General features: G+C 36.2%; 10 protein-coding genes. 9 read left to right on the top strand and 1 reads right to left on the bottom strand.

All coding sequences use genetic code 11. The annotated features are described in order from the left end of the window. Positions 1 to 304: 304 nt before the first annotated feature. From OQ292_RS35545 to OQ292_RS35520, 6 genes are all read left to right on the top strand, one after another. On the top strand, positions 305 to 3,484 hold the full coding sequence (locus OQ292_RS35545) for a SusC/RagA family TonB-linked outer membrane protein (protein ID WP_284688907.1): 3,180 nt from the start codon (positions 305 to 307) through the stop codon (positions 3,482 to 3,484). 11 nt (positions 3,485 to 3,495) lie between these two features. After that, on the top strand, positions 3,496 to 5,091 hold the full coding sequence (locus OQ292_RS35540; RefSeq protein ID WP_284688906.1) for a RagB/SusD family nutrient uptake outer membrane protein: 1,596 nt from the start codon (positions 3,496 to 3,498) through the stop codon (positions 5,089 to 5,091). A gap of 29 nt (positions 5,092 to 5,120) precedes the next feature. Next, on the top strand, positions 5,121 to 6,500 hold the full coding sequence (locus OQ292_RS35535) for a hypothetical protein (RefSeq protein WP_284688905.1): 1,380 nt from the start codon (positions 5,121 to 5,123) through the stop codon (positions 6,498 to 6,500). A gap of 178 nt (positions 6,501 to 6,678) precedes the next feature. Next, positions 6,679 to 9,507 carry a TIM-barrel domain-containing protein gene (locus tag OQ292_RS35530; protein ID WP_284688904.1) on the top strand — a complete coding sequence of 943 codons (2,829 nt, stop codon included), beginning with the start codon at positions 6,679 to 6,681 and terminating at the stop codon, positions 9,505 to 9,507. A gap of 44 nt (positions 9,508 to 9,551) precedes the next feature. Next, positions 9,552 to 12,119 carry a T9SS type A sorting domain-containing protein gene (locus OQ292_RS35525; protein ID WP_284689017.1) on the top strand — a complete coding sequence of 856 codons (2,568 nt, stop codon included), beginning with the start codon at positions 9,552 to 9,554 and terminating at the stop codon, positions 12,117 to 12,119. A 258-nt stretch (positions 12,120 to 12,377) separates the two neighbouring features. Next, on the top strand, positions 12,378 to 16,541 hold the full coding sequence (locus tag OQ292_RS35520; protein ID WP_284689016.1) for a hybrid sensor histidine kinase/response regulator transcription factor: 4,164 nt from the start codon (positions 12,378 to 12,380) through the stop codon (positions 16,539 to 16,541). 23 nt (positions 16,542 to 16,564) lie between these two features. Here the strand turns inward: OQ292_RS35520 and OQ292_RS35515 are convergent, their stop codons facing one another. Continuing rightward, entirely contained in the window at positions 16,565 to 19,303 is a 2,739-nt protein-coding gene (locus tag OQ292_RS35515) for a PAS domain-containing hybrid sensor histidine kinase/response regulator (protein WP_284689015.1), read from the bottom strand. 293 nt (positions 19,304 to 19,596) lie between these two features. On the opposite strand from OQ292_RS35515, the gene OQ292_RS35510 reads away from it, so the two are divergent. From OQ292_RS35510 to OQ292_RS35500, 3 genes are all read left to right on the top strand, one after another. Further along, positions 19,597 to 20,010: a hypothetical protein gene (locus OQ292_RS35510; RefSeq protein ID WP_284689014.1), complete on the top strand. Its 414-nt coding sequence runs from the start codon at positions 19,597 to 19,599 to the stop codon at positions 20,008 to 20,010. A gap of 95 nt (positions 20,011 to 20,105) precedes the next feature. Next, on the top strand, positions 20,106 to 20,738 hold the full coding sequence (locus OQ292_RS35505) for a hypothetical protein (protein WP_284689013.1): 633 nt from the start codon (positions 20,106 to 20,108) through the stop codon (positions 20,736 to 20,738). Between the two features lie 183 nt (positions 20,739 to 20,921). Continuing rightward, positions 20,922 to 21,953 carry a c-type cytochrome gene (locus OQ292_RS35500; RefSeq protein ID WP_284689012.1) on the top strand — a complete coding sequence of 344 codons (1,032 nt, stop codon included), beginning with the start codon at positions 20,922 to 20,924 and terminating at the stop codon, positions 21,951 to 21,953. Positions 21,954 to 21,963: the final 10 nt, after the last annotated feature.

Below are 21,963 nucleotides of genomic sequence, written 5' to 3'. Positions count from 1 at the left end.
ATGTAAACTAAAATGATGGAAAACAGGCGCAATGTTACTTTTATATGAAATTTCAGGAAATGTTCCTATAAGTTACGATTTTAGCAATTTTTAACCTTTTTGATTGCAAAAAATATTGCAATTAGGTACTTGTATTTCAAATTATATCACCTGTTATTATCAAATGATACACTAATTATAAACATTCCAACAAGTAGTGTTATCATTTTGACATGTTTCATTAACAAATCTTCATTAGCATATTTTATAGTAGAGATAACTTTGGAGAACACATTAATTATTGTTCTTCAAAAATCTACAAAAAATGCATAATGAAAATGAAAGCATGAAAATGAGAAGGCGGAATCCGGACAAACACTACTCAAAGTGGATTTCGTTATTTCCAGCAAGTCTTTTCTTATTGTTACTAATAGGAACAGCCACTTACGGTCAAACTCCACAAACAATTACAGGAGTTGTGTCCTCTAATTCAGATCAAATGCCTTTACCAGGAGCCACGGTATTAATAAAAGGCACTAACACAGGATCCACTACAAACTTTGAAGGTGAGTTCAGTATTCAAGCCAGCGAAAGCGATGTATTAGTTGTTTCTTATATAGGATATATTCCTAAAGAAATACAAGTTGGATCGCAAACAAACTTCGAAATTGCGCTAGACGAAGATATTGAGCAGTTGGAAGAGATTGTAGTTGTTGGATACGGTGAGCAGAAAAAGAAACTGGTAACAGGTGCAGCAGTTCAGGTAAAAGGTGACGACATTGCCAACAGAGCTACAACAGGTGTGCTTGATGGTTTACAAGGGCAGACAGCCGGTGTTACAATTACAAACACTTCTGGTCAGCCGGGTGAGAGCATGAAGATAAACATTCGTGGTGTTGGTACAATCGGTGATTCTGGCCCTCTATATATAGTAGATGGTGTACAAACCGGTGATATTTCTTATCTGAACAGTGCAGATATACAAAGCATAGACGTGTTAAAAGATGCGGCATCTGCTGCAATCTACGGTTCACAAGCAGCAAACGGTGTGGTTCTTATCACTACCAAAACTGGTTCTGAAGGAAAGACAAACATTTCTTTCGACGCATATTATGGTATAATGGAGCCCGCAAGACAAATCTCAATGCTTAATGCAACGGAGTACGCTGTAATTATGAATGAAGCAGCGATTAACTCTGGCAAAGCTCCTTACTTTACTCAAGATGAAATTGGTGCTTTAGGAGAAGGTACAGACTGGATTAATGAGATGATTTACGATAGCCCTGTTACTCAAAACTATGTGTTGGGTATGAATGGTGGTAGCGCAAAATCAACTTATTCTATGTCTTTATCATACACAGGTGAAGAAGGTATTGTTGGTGGTCCAGACCTTTCTGAGTATAACAGAACATCGTTCAGAATTAACTCAGATCATAAACTTTACAAAGATATTATTAAAGTAGGGCAACACTTAACTTTCTCTTATATAGACAGAAACGGAATTAGTGTGGGTAACCAGTACAACAACTCTTTTAGAGGTGCCTTTAACACTAGCCCACTATTACCAATGTACGACGATGAAGGTAACTTCCTTAACAACGTAAGTGGTGTTTTATATAATGATGGTCAAACTTGGGATCCATGGTTTACAGGAGAAAGCAACCCATATGCTTCTATGGTTTACAACAACCAAGGAGAAAACAAAACTCAAAAATTATTGGGTAATGTTTACTTGGAAGTTAATCCTATTAAAAACCTGAAATTCACTACTCGTTTCGGTATCGACTATTCTACAAACAAAACTCGCTCTTACTCTCCAGAATACGAATTGTCTATCTACGCATTTAGATTGTACGATCAGGCAAGTCAGTATATGTCAGATAATATGTCTTGGACGTGGGATAACTTTGCACAGTATGATATTACATTAGGAGATAAGCACAACTTTAGTGCAATGGCGGGTATGACATCATACGAGTATAAAGGAAGTTATTTAAGTGTAACAAATGCAGATTTAATTACTTCAGATTTAGATCATGCTTATATAGGAAATACTACAAACCAAGATTTTACAAGAATTTCATTTGATGGTGCGCCTATAGATGAAGAAATGAGACTTTCTTACTTCGGAAGAATCAACTATAACTTCGATGAGAAGTACTTGTTAAATGCAACTTTCAGAGCAGATGGTTCATCTAAATTTGCTAAGAACAACAGATGGGGTTACTTTCCTTCATTATCAGCAGGTTGGGTAATTTCTAATGAGGAGATGTTTGATGGAATGCCAGACTGGATCTCTTACCTTAAATTAAGAGCTAGCTGGGGTCAAGTAGGTAGCCAAAAAATTGAAGCATGGCAATACCTTGCACCAATTAGTGTAGATGCCAACTACTACTTTGGTTCAGAAGATTTCAATGCATCTGGTAATGCTATCGGTTCTTACTTAAGTCGTTTGGCTAATGAAGACATCAAATGGGAAACTTCAGAGCAAACAGATATTGGTTTAGACGCAAGATTCTTAGATGGTAAATTAAACGCAACCATCGACTGGTATAGAAAATCTACAAAAGACTGGTTACTAGTAGCTCCTTCATATGCTACTACAGGTACTGAGCCTCCATATTTTAACGGTGGTAATGTAATTAACCAAGGGGTTGAATTAGGACTTATCTGGCAAGAAGATAAAGGCGATTTTTCTTACAATGTGGCGGTAAACGTAACTAAAAACAGCAATGAGGTAACAGATGTACCAACTGAAGGAGAAATTGTTCCTGGTTTACAAAACATGTTGTACGACAACGCAGGTGTATTCTACCACAAAGCTAGATCTGGTTATCCAATCGGTTACTTCTGGGGATGGGAAACTGCTGGTATCTTCCAAAACGAAGACGAAGTAAACACTTATACCAATGGAGAAGGTACTGTAATTCAGCCAAATGCTAAGCCTGGTGATTTAAGATATGTAGATCAAAATGGTGATGGTGTAATTAACGATTCTGATAAAGTGAATGTAGGTGATCCAAACCCAGATTATACTTTCAGTGTAAACTTTGGTTTTAACTATAAAAACTTCGATTTCTCAGTACAAACTTATGGTGTAGCTGGTAATCAAATAGTACAGTCTTACAGAAACCACGCAAACGGTTACTCTAACTATACTAAAGAAATCTTGAACAGATGGCATGGAGAGGGAACTTCTAACACAATACCAAGAGTAACAGAGACAAATGTAAACTACCAGTTCTCTGATATCTTCGTGAAAGACGGTGATTTCTTCAGAATTAACAACATCACATTAGGATATGACTTCAGCAACTTGATTCAAAAAGAATTTATCAGCAGACTCCGTCTGTATGCTTCAGTGAAAAACGCTTTCACTTTCACCAAATACGATGGTATGGATCCAGAAGTGGGTTATGGTTTGGAAAATGGATCTTCTGGTGTTGACCTTGGATTCTATCCTCGTGCTAGGACTTACCTAATGGGTGTAAATGTTAACTTTTAAAATTTGAAGCAATGAAAAATATAAAAATATACTTATTAACAATTCTGGGAGCATTTTCGCTGACAAATTGTTCAGACAGCTTCCTCGACAGTGAGCCAACTATTGGGCTTACAGATGGAAACTATTACCAAACTATAGATGATGCCGAAGAAGCAATTATTGGTTGCTACGATGGTATTCAGCAGCTTTACGCAAGTGGAGTAGCGTTCCCTGTTGCATCTGAAGTATTATCAGATAACTGCTACGGAGGTACAGGAAACAACGATAGTTATGGCTATCAGGTAATAGATGAGTTCGACTTAAATCGTTCTTCTGGCGAAGTAAACATATTCGATAATAACTGGATCAATTCGTATAAAGCGATTTTCCGTTGCAATATGCTTCTTTCTAAAATGGACGATATCGACTGGGAAGGAGACGAAGATTACAGAGCTAATATTGAAGCACAAGCTAGATTTTTAAGAGCTTATGTTTACTTTGATATGGTTCGTCTTTTTGAGAGAGTTCCTTTATTAACTGAGCCACAAGATGGTAACATCCCTCAGTCTGAACCAGATGAAATTTACTCTGTAATTACAGAAGACCTATTATATGTTGCTGAAAATGCACCAGAAACTGTAGAAGCTGGTAGAGTGAACAGATGGGCGGCTAAATCACTTTTAGCTAGAGTATTTTTATTCTATACAGGTTATTACAGTTCAGATGATTTAGTAGGATTAGTTTCTAAAGCAGAAGTATTAGCAGGATTAGAAGAAGTAATTGCTAGTGGATATTATTCATTAATTAGTGAATACCCAGACTTATGGCCAGCAGCATCTTCTGAAATTAGTGAAGATGGTGAAACTCTTGAAACTACTTACGCAGGTAAAGACAATGCAGAAACCATATTTGCTATCAAATACAACATTACTTCAGATTACGATGGTAACACAGATGGTAACCACTGGTTAGTAATGCTTGGATTACGTGCACAAGCTTTTAGCCCTTACGGAAGAGGCTGGGGAGCATGTACTGTAAATCCAGAATTGTATGCAGCTTATACTGCAAACGACACGCGTAAAGAATCGTCTATCATTGCAATTGCAGAAGAAGGACTTGAATTTGATAATTCTGACCAACGCGAGTACACTGGTTATACAAACAAAAAATACACGCCACTGGCAAACCCAGATGGAACAGATGTAGCAGTTGCAAATGGTGCTACCGATTTCCAAATTGGTCAGTTCCAAGATTTTGTAGTAATCAGATATGCAGATGTATTGTTAATGGCAGCAGAGTTAGGCAGCGCAAACGGACAAACATATTATGATATGATTCGTCAGCGTGCTGGTTTAGGTACAAAAGCTTTAACGCAAGCTAACATTATGGCTGAGCGTAGACTTGAGTTTGCTTTTGAAGGCTTGAGATATTGGGATTTATTACGTCAAGGTGTGGATGTTGCAGCAGCAGCAATTGATGATAACTTAACTGTAATGAACGGTGGAGTATCAGAATCTAAATCGATAGAGGCAAGTGATGTAACTAAAACCAGAGGTTTCCAGATGATTCCTCAAAACCAGATTACCCAATCTGATGGTGTTTTGGAACAAAATGCAGGATGGGAATAATCTCCACTTAACTCTAAAAATATAGAAAAATGAAAAATAACATAAATAAATTGTGGGCACTGCTGATATTGGCAGTGGTATTCTTAAATGCTTGTACGCCTGAGGAATATGAGTTAGGTAGCTTAATTTCTAAGAGTGACCTACAATACTCAATTACTCCAGACAGCTCAGACCCGAACACTATTATTCTGGAAAGCCAGAATCAAGGTTTAACGCCTCTTTGGGTTACTCCAATGGGTAGATCAACTAAAGTGGTAGATTCTGTAAAGTTGGCATTTCCGGGAATATACAAATTTGTTTACGGTGTACAAAGTGATGGTGGATTTGTGCAAGCAGATACATTTACTATAGAAGTTACTACTACTAACTTAAGTTATGTAGACGACCCAATGTGGGATTTACTAACTGGTGGCGTAGGTAGCGAAAAAACTTGGTATCTTGATCTCGATGCAGATGCAGTAAGTAAATATTTTGCTGGCCCGCTTTACTATGCAGGTACTAGCTATGGATATGGTAATGCTTGCGAAGATGAAGTTGATTGCTGGAGCTGGGAGCCAGACTACCCTGGTAATTCATGGTTAATGGATGCTGGCGATTACGGAAGCATGACATTTAGCTTGGCCGGAAACGCAACTGCTACTGTAAACAATCCGATGTTGGGTACTAATGAAACAGGTACTTATTTCTTGGATGCAGATGCAAAAACACTGAGTATGACAGATGCAGAGCCATTGCACGATTCTGGTAACGATGGTAATGTAATTAACTGGGGAGATTTAAAAATCATCAGCTTAACTGAAAATACCATGCAACTTGCTGCTTTGCGTGATCCTGCATTATCTGGTGAAGGTGCTGCATTGTTAATCTATAATTATATCTCTAAAGATTATGCAGATAGTTGGTCACCAGAAGAAACTGGTGATCCAGAAATAGAAGTAGATTTAGGAGATGGTACTGCTTCAGATGCAATTGGAGTAACCAATACTAAAACATGGAAGCTTAGTACCACATCACCATTCGATTGGGCTTCAATAGAAGGTGAAATCTTAAATGGTTGGGAAAACATTAGTGATTATCCAGAATGGGCAGGATATACTGAAGCAGACGTAGATGGTATTTCTTCTGCTCAAATCCAGTTCTCTGCAAATGGTAGTGTTACAGTAACTGATAATGAAGGTGTTTCAACCACTGGTACTTATACAGTAAATGAAAGTACAAATGTGATCACTTTTGCTGATGTAACTCCAAGTTTCAGCATTGGTACTTGGGTAGTTGCCACAACCACAGCAGACAACGAATGGAAAATTATTAAAACGACTGTGGTAGATTCTGAGGTAACAGATATTTGGTTTGGGCAAAGAGATACTGAAAGTGCACAATACATGGTATTCCATTTTGTAGTAGAATAATAACTATAGAAATCGTCAGAGAATCACACACTGATATGATTTCAATTAATAAAAATATAGACTATCAACCAGCTAAATAGAAATACATAAAACAATAGAAGGGTAACCCCCGCTTGGGGGTTACATTCTTCTCGACTTTAACAGGGTGTTCAATAGCTTACAAACGATTATATAAATAATGAAAAAGACAATCTTATATCTACTGCTTTTTTCTCTGATGGCTGCCTGTAGTAAGGATAGCTACATCATGGAAAATGATCAGGTAGTTGTTACAACTTCTGGGCAGGATGCAAATCCACATACAAGGCTTACTGTAATTAGTGATGGAATTATTAAAGTAGAAGCTTCTGCAACAAGAGAATTTGATACAGAAAAAAGCCTTATTGCTACTGAGAATTATAAAAAAGTTGATTACGATGTAGAAGAGAATGATTCAGAAGTAATAATTAAAACAGCCAAATTAATTGTAAAGGTTTCTAAGGCAGATGGAACAGTAAGTTATTTTGATCTGGATAATCAACCAATTATTGCTGAAAAAGCAAACGGTCGTAGCTTTGAGCCGATTACTGTAGACAATACCAATGGATACACACTTCGCCAACAGTTCGACTCACCAGAAGACGAAGCGCTTTATGGTTTAGGTCAACATCAGGCAGACGAAATAAACTACAAAGGAAAAAACGAAGAGCTTTTCCAATATAACACCAAGGTTTCAATCCCATTTATAGTATCTACAAAAAAGTACGGAATACTTTGGGATAACTACTCACTTACCCGTTTTGGCGACCCACGCCCATATTCAAACATCAACACACTAAAGCTTTACAACAAAGCTGAAAAGGCAGGTGGATTAACAGCTACTTACCACGATACAAAAACAAACAATACTTGTATCGAAAGAGACGAAGAAGAAATTGATTACGAAAACCTTACTACAATCTCTAAATTTCCAGATTGTGTAGATTTTAATAATGCTAAAATTACTTGGGAAGGCTACATAGAAGGCAACGAAGAAGGCCTACACAGATTCTTATGTTATTATGCCGGTTATACCAAATTATGGATCGATGGTGAACTACAGTTTTACAAGTGGAGAACTGCATGGAACCCATCAGTAGCTAAATTTAGTGTTAACCTAAAACCGGGAGAGAAAAAACACATCAAACTAGAGTGGATTCCAGATGGCGGTGTTTCTTACATGGGATTAAAAGTATTAACTCCGGTTGATGAAGAAAACCAAAAAGACCTTTCTTTCTATTCAGAAATGGGTCAAGATATCAGATACTATTTTGTGTATGGCGATAACATGGATGAAGTTATCAGCCAATACAGAACAATTACTGGCAAAGCGCAAGTAATGCCTAAATGGTCTATGGGTTTCTGGCAAAGTCGTGAGAGATACAAAACGCAAGAAGAATTGTTAGACGTACTTCACGAATTTAGAGATCGCCATATTCCGTTAGACAACATCGTATTAGACTGGTCTTACTGGCCAGAAACCAAATGGGGTAGCCACGATTTCGATCTAAACCGTTTCCCAGATGCAAAAGCGATGGTAGACGAAGTGCACGACAATAATGCACAAATTATGATCTCTGTTTGGCCAAAATTCTATTTAGAAACTGAGCACTTCAAAGAATTTGACGAGAATGGATGGATGTACCGCACTGCTATAGAAGACAGTGTAAAAGACTGGATTGGCTCGGGTTATTACGGTTCTTTCTACGATGCGTACAGCGAAGATGCAAGAAAATTATTCTGGAAACAGATCAATAATAAATTATACACAAAAGGTTTTGATGCTTGGTGGTTAGATGCCACAGAGCCAGACGTACTTTCAAATGCAAGTTTGGAATACAGAAAAGACTTAATGAACCCGACCGCTTTAGGTCCATCAACCAAGTACTTTAATGCTTTCGCTTTAATGAATGCCAAAGGTATTTACGAAGGACAAAGAGCATTAGAGAATGACGAGAGAGTATTCATCTTAACCAGATCAGGTTTTGCAGGTATCCAAAAATATGGAGCAGTAACTTGGAGTGGTGACATCGGAACCCGTTGGGAAGACATGAAAGCCCAAATTTCAGCAGGTATCAACTTTGCGATGTCTGGTTTACCTTATTGGACAATGGATATTGGTGGTTTTTGCGTAGAGAAAAGATACGAAAGAGCACAAGAAGGTAGCGAAGACTTGAACGAGTGGAGAGAGCTAAACACACGTTGGTTCCAGTTTGGTGCATTTGCACCGTTGTTCCGTGTGCATGGTCAGTATCCTTATCGTGAAATATTCAACATAGCACCAGAAGATCACCCGGCATACAAATCTATACTCAAGTACAACAAGTTAAGATATAGCTTAATGCCATACATCTATAGTTTAGCCGGTTGGACATATACAAAAGACTACACCATTATGCGTGGTTTGGCTATGGATTTTACCGACGATGCGAAAGTATATAATATAGGTGACCAGTTCATGTTCGGGCCATCAATTATGGTAGCTCCAGTATATGAATACAAAGCAAGAAAAAGAGATGTTTACTTGCCTGCATCTAAAGGTTGGTACAATGGCAACACAGGTCAATTCTTAGAGGGAGGTCAAAAAATTATTGCTGATGCTCCTTACGAAGATATGCCAATGTTTATAAAAGCAGGTTCAATTCTTCCTTTCGGTCCTGAAATAGAATACACAACGCAGAAACCAGCAGACCCAATTACTTTGGTGGTTTACACTGGTGATGATGCAACTTTTGAAATATACGAGGATGAAGGCACTAACTACAACTATGAGAATGGTGCTTTTACAGAAATTCCATTAACATGGAGTGAGGCAGAAAAAACACTTACCATTGGCGCTAGAAAAGGAGAGTTTGAAGGTATGTTGAAAGACAGAACTTTTAGAGTTGTGTTTGCTTCAAAAGCGAATGGAGTTTCATTGTATGATGAAAAAGCAGATTATAAAGAAGTAAAATACGATGGAACAGAGCAAAAAGTAATAATGGAATAGCAATCAATTATTCTATTGAAAATTACTAACATATACCATTGAAAATGAAAATATTAAAAATAACTAACTTATTGTTCGTGCTAACTTTAACAGCTTTTGGGAGCTTGTATGCCCAAAATGCGATTAAAGGAGAATGGAGCAATGTGAAGATTGGCGGAGGTGGTTTTGTATCGGGCGTAATTGCTTGCCCTACAGAACAGAATTTATTTTATGCACGAACAGATGTTGGAGGAGCTTATAGATGGAATGACACAAACCAAAAATGGCTTCCGTTATTGGATTGGGTATCTGAGGATGAAAAAGCCTTGTTAGGTGTTGAGAGTATCGCAATCGATCCTAACTCACCTAACAGGCTTTATATTGCTGCCGGACTTTCAGGTTATAGCTGGCCGGGTCAATCTATTCTCATCTCTGATGATTATGGAGAAACCTTCGAAAAAGTGTCAGTCAACTTGTACATCCACGGCAATGGCATGGGAAGACAAACTGGTGAAAAACTGATGGTTGATCCTAACAAAGGCAACATCTTGTTTTATGGCACCAGAAAAAATGGTTTATGGAAAAGCACCGACAGTGCTGCTACATGGACACAAATTGAAAGCTTTCCTGTAACCTCTACACCCAATTTAAATGGAGTTAGTTTTTTAGTATTTGATAAAAATTCTGCCGAATTGGGAGAAGCCACACAGACAATTTATGCGGGCTGTTCTCAAACTGGCGAAAACATGTATGTTTCTAAAGATGGTGGAGCAAACTGGGAGGCAATTCCAGATACACCAACTACCGGAAATATTATGCCACATAGAGCAGTACTTTCTTCAGATGGAAGCATGCTTTATGTAACTTATGCAAATGGTGCAGGCCCTCACTTACAAACTTGGGATGGCGTAAATGAGCTAATGGATAAAGGAGCTGTTTTTAGCTACAATACGGTAAGTGGAGAGTGGAAAAACATTTCACCGATTGATTTATTAATTGAACCAAATACAGTTGGATGCTACGGCGGTATTTCAATTGATCCGAATAACAACAACCGTTTGGTGTGTAGCACCATCAATCATTGGAGCCAGCAACAGGTTTATACAGATGGTTCTTCGGCTTGGGGAGATAGAGTTTTTGTGAGTGAAGATGGTGGAGAAAACTGGCAAAATATTTTTGAAGGCGACAATCCAACCAAACTGGATAACAATGGTGTAAACTGGATTTCTGGCCATAATTTACACTGGGTTGGCAGTGCCGAACTCGATCCATTTAATAGTGAGCGATTGTTTTTAACTTCTGGTAATGGCATTTTCATGATAGACAGTTTAACAACAGCCGAATCACCTACACTCAAATTTAGTGTAGATGGAATCGAAGAAACAGTGCCATACGATATGGTGAGTATACCAAATGGCCCTTTTGTTTCTATCGTGGCAGATTACGATGGTTGGGTGCACCAAGATGTTTATGAATATCCAGCAGGAGCGAGGCATGCTCCAAATATGGGTTCATCAACCGGTTTGGCTTACTCTCCACAAAATACAGAGGTGTTGGTGAGAGCTGGCAGTTCAAATGGTTCGCTTTATTATTCACTAGATCAAGGAGCAAACTGGACAGTTTTTGAAAGCTTACCGGGAGAGTTTACCAGTGGTCGTGTGGCTGTATCATCAGATGGAGAAACGCATGTGGTAGTTTGGATACCCGGTTACGAAGGTGGCGCAACGGTTATCAATAAAATGTATGCTACAACCGATTGGGGTGCATCTTGGAGTAATTTCTGGAATAGCAGTTACGGTTCTATAAGTGGTGGTCATCCTTATACTGATCCTATTGAGCCAAGAACGTTTTATATTTATTCCAGTGCAAAAGGTAAAATATTTAAGTTTTATTATCCTAACCAAGGGCAACCACAAGTAACAGAATTAGCAAGTATAGGCACAAGTGGTTCTGCACATTTAGCAGTTAATCAAGATACTACCGCAGATTTCTGGGTTGCACTCAATGCAGGCGGACTCAGCCATTATAAAAATGGAGGAACTACAACAATCGATAACATAAATGCTCAAGCCGTTAGTTTGGGCAAAGCAGCAACTGACTCAGATTATCCTACCTTGTTTGTATGGGGAGTGAGAAATGAAATTGAGGGAATGTATCGCTCTACAGACAAGGGGGAGAGTTGGTTTAGAATTAATGACGATGCGCATGAATACGGAGGTTTGGGTAATACCTCTATGATTTTGGGAGATAACAATGTATTTGGGAAGGTTTATATGTCTACAGCAGGTAGGGGATTTGCCTTTGCAGAATCTGGTACAGATACTTTATCGGTAGATGAGGATGTAGTACAAAATCCAGATGATGAAGACCCTGACGACGAAGATGTAACAGCAATTGGAGATGAGATTTCAGAAGATGGTATGTTTACCTACCCGAATCCATTTACAGATTATTTCCAAATTGAAAATGTGAAACAAGGTGTTGCTAAGGTTTACACCTCACAAGGAAAACTAATTCAAGAAATCACATTTTCTAACAGCATTAAACTAGGTACAAACTGGCCAAAAGGTGTTTACCTTATTAAAGTTTACGCAGATAATAGTTGGCAACTGGCCAAGCTTATAAAATATTAAAGAGATTATATCAGAATAGAATCATATCATTTATTGAGAGTTTCCTGTATCAGGAGACTCTCTCTTTCAAAATCTGTTTATTCTGACACATTTAATTTGAGTATCAATCACTTACAGTTATATTTAAATTATATAGGCACATTAATTACTAACAGCCTTACAAAACTAAGCTCCCTTCTGCCAGCCAAACTTTAAGAGTTTATTTTGAAAGGTAACAAGCACTCAATAGCTTTATGCTTTATTAAATGCCAAAAACAGATGCATAATCATACAAACATATCATATTGGATTAAGCATTTATACTTCCTGCTGCTATTCACAACAGGATTTATTACTCAAGGTATTGCTGATGATCATCACTATTCTTTTATCAGAATTAATAATAACAATGGGCTGATAAACAACCAGACAACTGCCATTTTAAAAGACTCCCGTGGATTTGTTTGGTTCGGTACTTCGTCTGGCTTGAGTAGGTTTGATGGTTCTGGATTCAAAAATTATATTCACAGTGATAAAGATTCAACTTCCCTTCTAGATAACTTTATCGAAAATATGCAAGAAGATGCAGATGGAAATCTGTGGATTCAAATGCGTTGGTATTACAGTGTTTTTAATTTTGAAAACGATACATTTACAAGCCTACCTAACCTATTAGATAAGAATGGCTTACATAATGAAGTAGTAGAAAAGGTTTATATAGATAAGGAAAAACAAATCTGGTTTAAGACCGCAAGCAGGCAACATTATGTGCTATATGATGTAAAAACAGGTACACTTTCAGACCCTTTTAGTAAGTCTTTTTTATACAGTGGTCATGTTACAGATTTTTACCACGATGGCAAAAATTACTACTATCTATATACAGACGGAACAATAGAATGCTTTAATGGACATGGTTATCAACTTTTATTTCGCGATGGGCAACTCTCAAATTTACTTACCTCAGATAATCTCACAGCAAAAATATTTGTAGATAGAGAAGGCGATCTATGGATTTATGGAAATGATGATGGGGTTTACTACTACCATTCAACTAGAAAAAAATGGCAGCATTTCTCTGTAAATTCCGAAGAAGTAAAGCTAAGTAGCAACCTAATAAAAAAAATAGTTCAAGATAATGCCGGAGCTATTTGGATTGGTACCGATCACGGTGGAATCGACATATTTGATAAGTACACGCAGTCAATTCAAACACTATTTCATCAACCAGAAAATCCGAAGAGTATCTCCCAAAACTCTATCACAGATTTATTGGTAGATGAGGAAGGCATTGTATGGATTGGCACCTACAAAAATGGGATTTGCTATTACCATCAAAATATCCATAAATTTCCACATTACAGGCATTTGCCCTCAGCAGAAAACAGTTTGCCATACAATGATGTAAATTGTTTTGTAGAAGATTCTGCTGGTAATTTATGGATAGGGACGAATGGTGGCGGTTTGTTTTATTTTGACAGAACTACTGGAAAATATACCACCTATAAAAATGATCCTGAAGATAAAAATAGCTTGAGCAACAATGTTGTTGTAAACCTTTTTATCGACAATGAAGGTTTGCTCTGGGTTGGTACTTTTACTGGTGGTCTTAATGTGTATGATGGAAAAAAGTTTACCCGTTTCATCACCACGAAAAACAACTACTCTGGCTTGCCAAACAATAACATCTGGACCATTAATCAAGATAATGATAAAATGATCTGGATTGGCACTCTAGGAAGTGGCATAGTACTATACGATAAAGAGAAAGAGTCTTTTTTACCCATTCCTAACCTTGGTAGAACTCCACCACCAAGTGAGTTTATTACCAATATTCATAAAATGCGCAATGGGAATATGTTTATTGCCACTGCCATGGGTGTCGTATTTTATGATACAGAAAAGCGTAGATTTCAAAATCATCCAAATATTGAAACCCAAGAACCTTTCAACATTAGCAACAATAATGTAAATGAGGTATATGAAGACTCACGAGGTTTATTATGGATTGCCACCAGAGAAGGGCTAACTGTAATTAACCCATTTAATAATACAGTAAAAAGGTTTAGCGAAGAAGATGATCTGCCAGAAGACATCATAAATTGTATTTTGGAAGACGACGATAAAGCCATTTGGGTAAGTAAATCGACAGGTATTAGCCAGATAAAACCAGTACAAGTAAGTGCTGATGGAAGGTATGAATATGAGATTCATAACTATACCGAAGCTGATGGTTTACAGGGAATGGAGTTTAATGTAAATGCCAGGTTTAAAACTTCTAAAGGCGAATTGATTTTTGGCGGACCTAATGGTTATAATCTCTTTCAACCAAAAAACATTAAATACAACACCAATTTACCAGATGTAGCTTTTACCGATTTCCAAATATTTAATAGAAGTATTTCTGTAGCGCAAGAGGTAAACGGCCTTCAAATTCTGGATAAATCAATCGTTTCTACTGGTGAGATTACCCTCAAACATTCAATGAATGTTTTCTCCATAGAGTTTGTAGCACTTAACTTTTTTATTCCAGATAAAGTGAAGTACAAATACATGCTAGAGGGTTTTGATAACCAATGGATAGATGTAGACGACCATATCAGAAAAGTAACTTATACAAACCTCAATCCAGGTAAATATACATTTAAGGTAAAAGCCTCTAACAACGATGGTATTTGGAATGAAGATTACGCACAATTGCAATTGAGTATTCTACCACCATTTTACAAGACACCCATTGCGTATTTCTTCTATACTATTTGTATTGTGGGCATTCTGTTTTATTACCGCTACTCCATGCTCAAAAAAGAAAGAGTTAAGTTTAAAATTGAGCAAGAAAGGTTACAAAACAAGCGCCATATAGAGATGGATGAAATGAAACTCAAGTTTCTCACAAATGTGAGCCATGAGTTTAGAACGCCACTTACGCTCATTATGGCTCCTTTGGAGAAATTGATGAAGAAAGAGCGAGAGCCATCAGAAAACAAACTATTTGAGACCATTGAGCGAAACACACATCAATTGATGGACCTTGTAAATCAGTTGCTAGATTTTAGAAAACTAGAGCTGCATGGCTTAAAATTTAATCCGTCTTATGGAGATATAGTTACCTATCTAAAAGAAGTTTGCGATGCTTTTTCGGAGAGCTTTAAAAAGAAAGGAATTCAATTTGAATTTAAGAGTAACAAAGAACCTTTGTTTTTCTTATTCGATCATGAGAAGATCAACAAAGTAATGATGAACTTGCTCTCTAATGCGCTTAAGTTTACGCAAGAAGGAGGTAAGGTAACTGTTTTTATCTCTTATTTTGCTGGTTCGGAGAAAGAAGACGATTACATTGAACTTAAAGTAAAAGATACAGGAGTTGGCATTCTAGATTACGAAAAAGAGAAGATATTTGAACGTTTCTATCAATCTAAAAACAACCTTTCACTAGGGCTTTCAGGTAGTGGTATTGGTTTAAATCTCGCCAGAGAAATGATTCAGCTACATAATGGAACCATTACCGTTGAAAGTGAAGAGGGAAAAGGTGCAGAATTTTGTGTTACATTACCATTCGCTCAAAATGAAGAACAGGTAACAGAACTTCCGACAGAAGAAATAACCGAAGCAGAAGATACCTCTGAGGTAACCGAAGAAAAATCTCAAGGTAAACAATCTGTCTTATTGGTAGAAGACAATTATGATTTTAGGGTGTTTATGAGAGAAACCCTACAAGATAAATATCAGGTATTTGAGGCACCTGATGGTAAAAAAGGTATTGATTTGGTGCATCAAAAACATCCAGATTTAATTATAAGTGATGTAATGATGCCTGAGATGGATGGGATGGAAATGTGCAAAAAGCTGAAAAAGGATGTGCGAACTTCACACATTCCACTGATTCTGTTAACTGCCAGAACTGCCGACGAAGACAAGATTAAAGGTTTGGAAATTGGCGCTGATGATTACATTACCAAACCATTTAAAATGGAATTGCTTCTGTTGCGCCTCCAAAATTTGATTGACAAGCAAAAGCAAACTCAAAAGCGCTTTCAAAAGAAAATGGATATCAATACTTCTGAGATTGAGATTTCTAGTATCGATGAAAAACTACTAAAAAAAGCGATTGCTTTAGTTGAGAAAAATATCTCCGAGCCTAAATTTTCTGTTGAAGACATGAGCCACGAGTTGGGCATGAGTCGAGTTTACTTGTATAAAAAACTGATGGCTATTACTGGCAGATCGCCAATTGAATTTATAAGAATAATCAGGCTAAAAAGGGGCGCCCAATTACTGGAAAAAAGCCAGATGACTATTGCAGAAGTTGCTTACGAAGTAGGCTTTAACAGCCCGAGGTATTTTAGTAAATATTTTGAAGAGGAATATGGCATGCTACCTTCTGTATTTATAAAGCAGCATAAAGAAAAAGACAAAAAGCATTTTAACATCAATCAGAAGTAAAGGTCTTTTTGTCTTGTTTACAATCAGTTTTTACTCACCTGCTTAGGCATGTAGGCATATAATTTACTATTGAGTTTTTGAGGATTGAAAGGTTTTAATATATGATCTTCTAATCCGATGCTATGTAATTTGTCCCTTACATCTAACATCGCTGAGGCTGTCATGGCTAAAATGGGAATATTGGCTTTTTCTCTACCCATTGCTTTTATACGCATGGTCGCTTGGTAGCCATCCATCTCTGGCATTTGTATATCCATTAGAATAACATCGTAATTATTATCAGTTACTTTTTCCACTGCAACCAATCCGTTTTCTGCCAGTTCTAAAGAAACATTCCAACTATTTAAAAACTCAGTAGCAATTAGCTGGTTTACCATATTGTCTTCTACTAGTAAAACTCTTAGTCCTTGCAAGTCATAATAGTTAGTTTCCAACACCTGATTTTTAACTACACCATTTGAGTTTTCTTCTTCTTTGGCAAGACCAAACCTTAGTCTAAAACTAAAACTAGAACCATTGCCTTCTTCACTTTCTATTTTTATCTGGCTCCCTTGTAATTCAATTAGCCTTTTTACTATTGAAAGCCCCAAACCAGTACCACCAAACTTTCTAGTTGTGCTGTCATTAGCTTGAGTAAATCGCTCGAATATCTTATCAATTTGACTTTGGCTTATTCCGATACCAGTATCAATTATTTCAAATAATAAAACAATGTCTTTTTCTTCCTCTTCTAGTACTTCAACTCCAAGAGTAACCTTACCTTCTTCTGTAAACTTTAAGGCATTGCTTATTAAATTATTTAATATTTGCGTAAGTCGAGTCGGGTCTCCAATAATCACTTTAGGTACATCGGAATCCATCTGTACTTTAAGTCTGATACCTTTCTCTTCTGCTTTAAATTGAAAGCCTTGTTTTAGCGTGTGTGTAATTTCGTATAGGTTAAAGGGTATTTTTTCAAATGTAATCATTCCTGATTCTATTTTGTTGTAATCTAATATATCGTTAACTAGAGCCAATAAATTATCTCCTGAGAACTTTAACGTTTTTAATTTATTTATTTGATCTTCGCGAGGCGATCCTTCTAAAAGTAAATGAGTCATGCCCAATACAGCATTAAGCGGTGTACGTATTTCGTGAGACATGTTAGACAAAAATGCAGATTTAGCTTCTGCAGCCTGCTTAGCTTCAGTAAGTGCTTTTTCTAAACTTTGAGATGCTTTTTTAATTGCATCTATATCTTGAATTGTACCATACATTCTTATAGGAATCCCATTTTTAATTTCTACCTGACCTAGTAATCTGATCCAGATATCATTGCCTTTGGCAGTAGTAGATACAAACTCATACTCCCAACTTTCACCCGTTTTTAGGCTGTTCTCCATTAATTTCTTCAGTATTTCTCTGGCCTCTGGATACTTACAAAACTTGAAACCTGAGTCTATTTCTGGCTTAAAATCAAGAGCAACTTCATGAATATTTTTTGCCATATCAGACCATATAATTTCATTTTTTTCTGTGTCTACTTCCCAGCCGCCCACTCTAGCTAGGCTATTGGTTTGCTCTAGTAATTCTTTTATTTTTTTAATTTCATCTGCTGCATTTTTACTTTGAGTAATATCTCTAGCTGCTGCATAAATTAAATCTCCTTTAGGTCTGGAACGCCATTCTATAAACCTATAAGTACCATCTTTACATCTGTATCTATTTATAAAACTTGGAATAATATTTCCATTCCCTAAATTTTCCATTGCACTTATAGTGGCCTGTATATCGTCTGGATGTATGAGATCGAGAAAAGTCACACTTTTTAATTCTTCTATGGTAAACCCAAGTGTATCTTCCCAAGATTTATTTAATTTTAGAAACTTCCCTTCCTGATTTGCAATAGCCAATAAATCTATTGCCATAGAAAAGAAACTATCTAATTCTTCTGTTTTTTCTAGTAATTGATCTTCTGCCCCTTTGCGTTTAGTAAAATTATGCGCTACACAAAATATTTCATTAGTGCTTCCATTTTGCATAGCCATTTTAGAAACATTCATTTCGTACCATTGCACATTATCTCCTTGCTTTATATCGAATACAAGTCTTTTTCTTTTTCCAGAAGCTAGTACTTTCTCTACACTTTCTACGATTTGTTTAATACCTTTTTCAGAGATTCCAGTTTCAATTAAATTCTTACCTTTTAAAAAGTTTTTAGTAACTGGATCAACTTCTGCATTTTTGCTAAAAGACTCTTTAATTTTTAAAGTATTATCTAAAATAAAAACTAAGTCTCCTGTACCAGCAACAATCTCATTTAATTGTTTATTAGATCTTTCGAGGGCTATCTCTTTCTCTTTCTCAGTGGTAATGTTATAATACACGCCTAGAATTTTGGAAGCTTCCTTGTTATCATCTCTTATTAATATTGCTCGGCTACGTATCCAAACAATAGAGTTATTTGCATGCTTGTATCTTAATACTTGATCGTAAGGCGTAGCAGGATGTTTAATGTATTCTTTTATTTTTTTTAAGGCTTTTTTATAATCTTCAGGCAAAATAAAATCCGTCCATTTGAGCTTTTTTTGAGTAACTTCTGTCATGTCGTAGCCCAAACTACTTAAAAAATGTTCGCTTATGCACTTATTATCCGGGGTATTAAAATCCCAGTACCACCAACCATCTAAAGCATTTGACTCAACAAAGTCCAGTACATTACTATTGTTTTTAATGAGATCGTTAAGCTCTTTCTTAAGAGCACACTCATTTACATCTTTCATATTCTAGCCCATTTTAGTTAAAATATAAAAGCATAAAGTACCTGATTATTATAGAACAAAAAGAGAATAAAGTACATATAACCTTCAAGGCCAGAGGTATACAAGAATTATAAAGATTTCAATTATGAAAACAATAATTTTTAAATAAAACCTCCCAAAGTTTAATAGCATTTTGCCGCTATTATTTATAAAAATAATAGAGATGATAATATTCTCTAACAAGTGAAAAAGAAATCACATGCTACACTATGTTATTGAGTAGTTATGCGTTGTTACTAAAAAAGCAAAATATTATGGAATTAATCTACAAAAACAATTACGGAAAAGCAGAGTACGATGCTGGTACTAAAACACTACGCACACAATACATTGGTATCGCTCACAAGGAACATATTATAGACCTTTTAAGAAAGGTGATTGACTTTGCTGAAAATGGTAAGATTAAACATATGATAGCCAATCTTACATTAATGAATGGCACTTTTACTGGCGCATTAGATTTCTTTGAATCTGAGTTTTATCCGCATATGATTGGTAACGGACTAGAAACTTACGCCATGGCTGTTTCAAATGATGTTTTTACCAAGTTTGCAGCAACACAATTAAATAAGAGAATTGGAGGTAAGCTAGACTGGCATGTATTCCCAAGTTTAACAGATGCAGAAGTATGGACTAAAACACAAATCGAAGTTTTGCAAAATTCATAGATCACTAGAATTCGATTATTATACTAACAACATAAGATATCATTGAAAGTGAAGTGTAAATGCTTCACTTTTTTTATTTTTCTTCTTTTATCTATATGACTGAAAATTTACTGAATAAGATCATCACTAAAATAAAAGAGTGTAACCCACAATATATACATTGGATTCATCTACAATACTTAGAAGATACTATTGAGTTGGCTCATATTAGTGGATATAAAGATATAGTTGATCGTGGTATAAATTTGATCAATAATTACCAATTTGAAATAGACTTTGAAGACGAACAAAGGGAATTCAAGACATATGAATTGCCCACAAACGATATTATCACGAAAAATCTCCCAAAGATTAATAATGATGAGTTGATAAAATATATAAATAATTTAAGAGAGCCACATTTAGATAAAACACTCAGCAACAATTATAAAAAAGCATTTGAAATAGCAAAAAACGAAAGCCAAAAAGAAGAAATTATTTTAACTCAACTAGTAATTGGTGATGTCGAAAATGCTCTAAAATATCACTCAGAATTACAGGAAGACTTTAGAAGAGATAATGTTCTACTAATTACAGGATTAGAATTATACAGACAAGGTTATCATGAAAAAGCTATGCATTATTTACAAGTACAAATTGATAAAAATAGCATTTTCATCTTGTTTTGGATTGCATGTATTCTAGAAGGTAGAATGCCGTGGTTTGGTTATCCATATCCCGATTATTAATAGAGTTTATGATAGGAAACCATCATTCACCCTTATCTACATTTAACCTTTTAATAGTTCCTATCTTCCCCATAACAGCATTTTATGCATTGTTTTCAAAAAATATTTTGCTTGGTTTACACTTTTAGTCGGCATCAGTATCCTATTAAAAGAATCAATTATTATATTCGATAGATATAAGCTATGAAGATAAATAATAACTATACCCTATATTTTTCTTTAGGATTTTTTGTGGGAATTATCTGCTTTCTACTATCTCATGAATATTACCCCATGTTTTTTCATCAAGAGGAGGAAGCAGCAAATAAAATAACTCAAACAAAACCTTGGAGGATCAAAAGTATACGCTTCGATTTGCCCGAAAATAACAAGAGAGATTTAATCGAATACGGCTACGAAATTATCACTAAAAGCTCTCAGCATATTGGGCCACTTGCCAAGAATCCTACAAAGCGGTTTGCAGGAAATAACCTATCTTGTAGCAATTGCCATTTGGATGCAGGCAAAAAAATTGGTGCAGGTTCTTTTGTAGGTATCACCCATAGGTTTCCACAGTTTAGAGGGAGAGAAAACAAAATCGGCACGCTTAAAGAAAGGGTTAATGGCTGTATGGAGCGAAGCATGAATGGAAAAAAACTGTCTGAATATAGTGTTGAGATGGAAGCCATTATTGCTTATATGGAATGGCTAAGCGAAGATGTACCAGAAGATGTAGAAAAACTTTACAAAGGTTATGTTAAAATCCAGATACCTGAATACAAAGCTGATCCAATAAAAGGTAAATCGCTTTACTTAAAGTATTGCCGCCAGTGCCACATGGAAGATGGACAAGGTTTTAAAACTCCAGGAGATACTTTTAATGGTTACATCTATCCGCCGGTGGGTGGGCTAGACAGCTTTAATGATGGCGCAGGTATGAACAGGGTACTTACTGCTGCCCAGTTTATAAAAGGGAATATGCCATTTGGGGCTACTTATGATAAACCCATTGTATCAGATGAAGAAGCCTATCACATTGCAGCTTACATCAACACATTAAAAAGACCAGAAAAACCACACAAAGAAGTCGATTTTCCTGATAAAAAACTCAAGCCTGTATCTACTCCTTACGCTCCTTGGACAGATAACTTCACACAGGAGCAGCATAAATTTGGACCTTTCCCTCCAATTATAGAATACTATAAAAAGGAGTTCGGAATCAATAAAAGTAAATAAACTTACCCCT

Origin of the sequence: Chondrinema litorale (assembly GCF_026250525.1) — a bacterium.
Classification (GTDB): Bacteria; Bacteroidota; Bacteroidia; order Cytophagales; family Flammeovirgaceae; genus Chondrinema; species Chondrinema litorale.
Note: the sequence above shows the minus strand (reverse complement) of the source record. Positions and strands in the feature narration are given on the sequence as shown.

What these genes read in the sequence shown, in the direction of transcription:
- OQ292_RS35540 (WP_284688906.1), top strand. Translation starts at nt 3,496, where the DNA reads ATGAAAAATATAAAAATATACTTATTAACAATTCTGGGAGCATTTTCG.
- OQ292_RS35525 (WP_284689017.1), top strand. Translation starts at nt 9,552, where the DNA reads ATGAAAATATTAAAAATAACTAACTTATTGTTCGTGCTAACTTTAACA.
- OQ292_RS35545 (WP_284688907.1), top strand. Translation starts at nt 305, where the DNA reads ATGCATAATGAAAATGAAAGCATGAAAATGAGAAGGCGGAATCCGGAC.
- OQ292_RS35510 (WP_284689014.1), top strand. Translation starts at nt 19,597, where the DNA reads ATGGAATTAATCTACAAAAACAATTACGGAAAAGCAGAGTACGATGCT.
- OQ292_RS35535 (WP_284688905.1), top strand. Translation starts at nt 5,121, where the DNA reads ATGAAAAATAACATAAATAAATTGTGGGCACTGCTGATATTGGCAGTG.
- OQ292_RS35530 (WP_284688904.1), top strand. Translation starts at nt 6,679, where the DNA reads ATGAAAAAGACAATCTTATATCTACTGCTTTTTTCTCTGATGGCTGCC.
- OQ292_RS35520 (WP_284689016.1), top strand. Translation starts at nt 12,378, where the DNA reads ATGCATAATCATACAAACATATCATATTGGATTAAGCATTTATACTTC.
- OQ292_RS35515 (WP_284689015.1), bottom strand. Translation starts at nt 19,303, where the DNA reads ATGAAAGATGTAAATGAGTGTGCTCTTAAGAAAGAGCTTAACGATCTC.
- OQ292_RS35500 (WP_284689012.1), top strand. Translation starts at nt 20,922, where the DNA reads ATGAAGATAAATAATAACTATACCCTATATTTTTCTTTAGGATTTTTT.
- OQ292_RS35505 (WP_284689013.1), top strand. Translation starts at nt 20,106, where the DNA reads ATGACTGAAAATTTACTGAATAAGATCATCACTAAAATAAAAGAGTGT.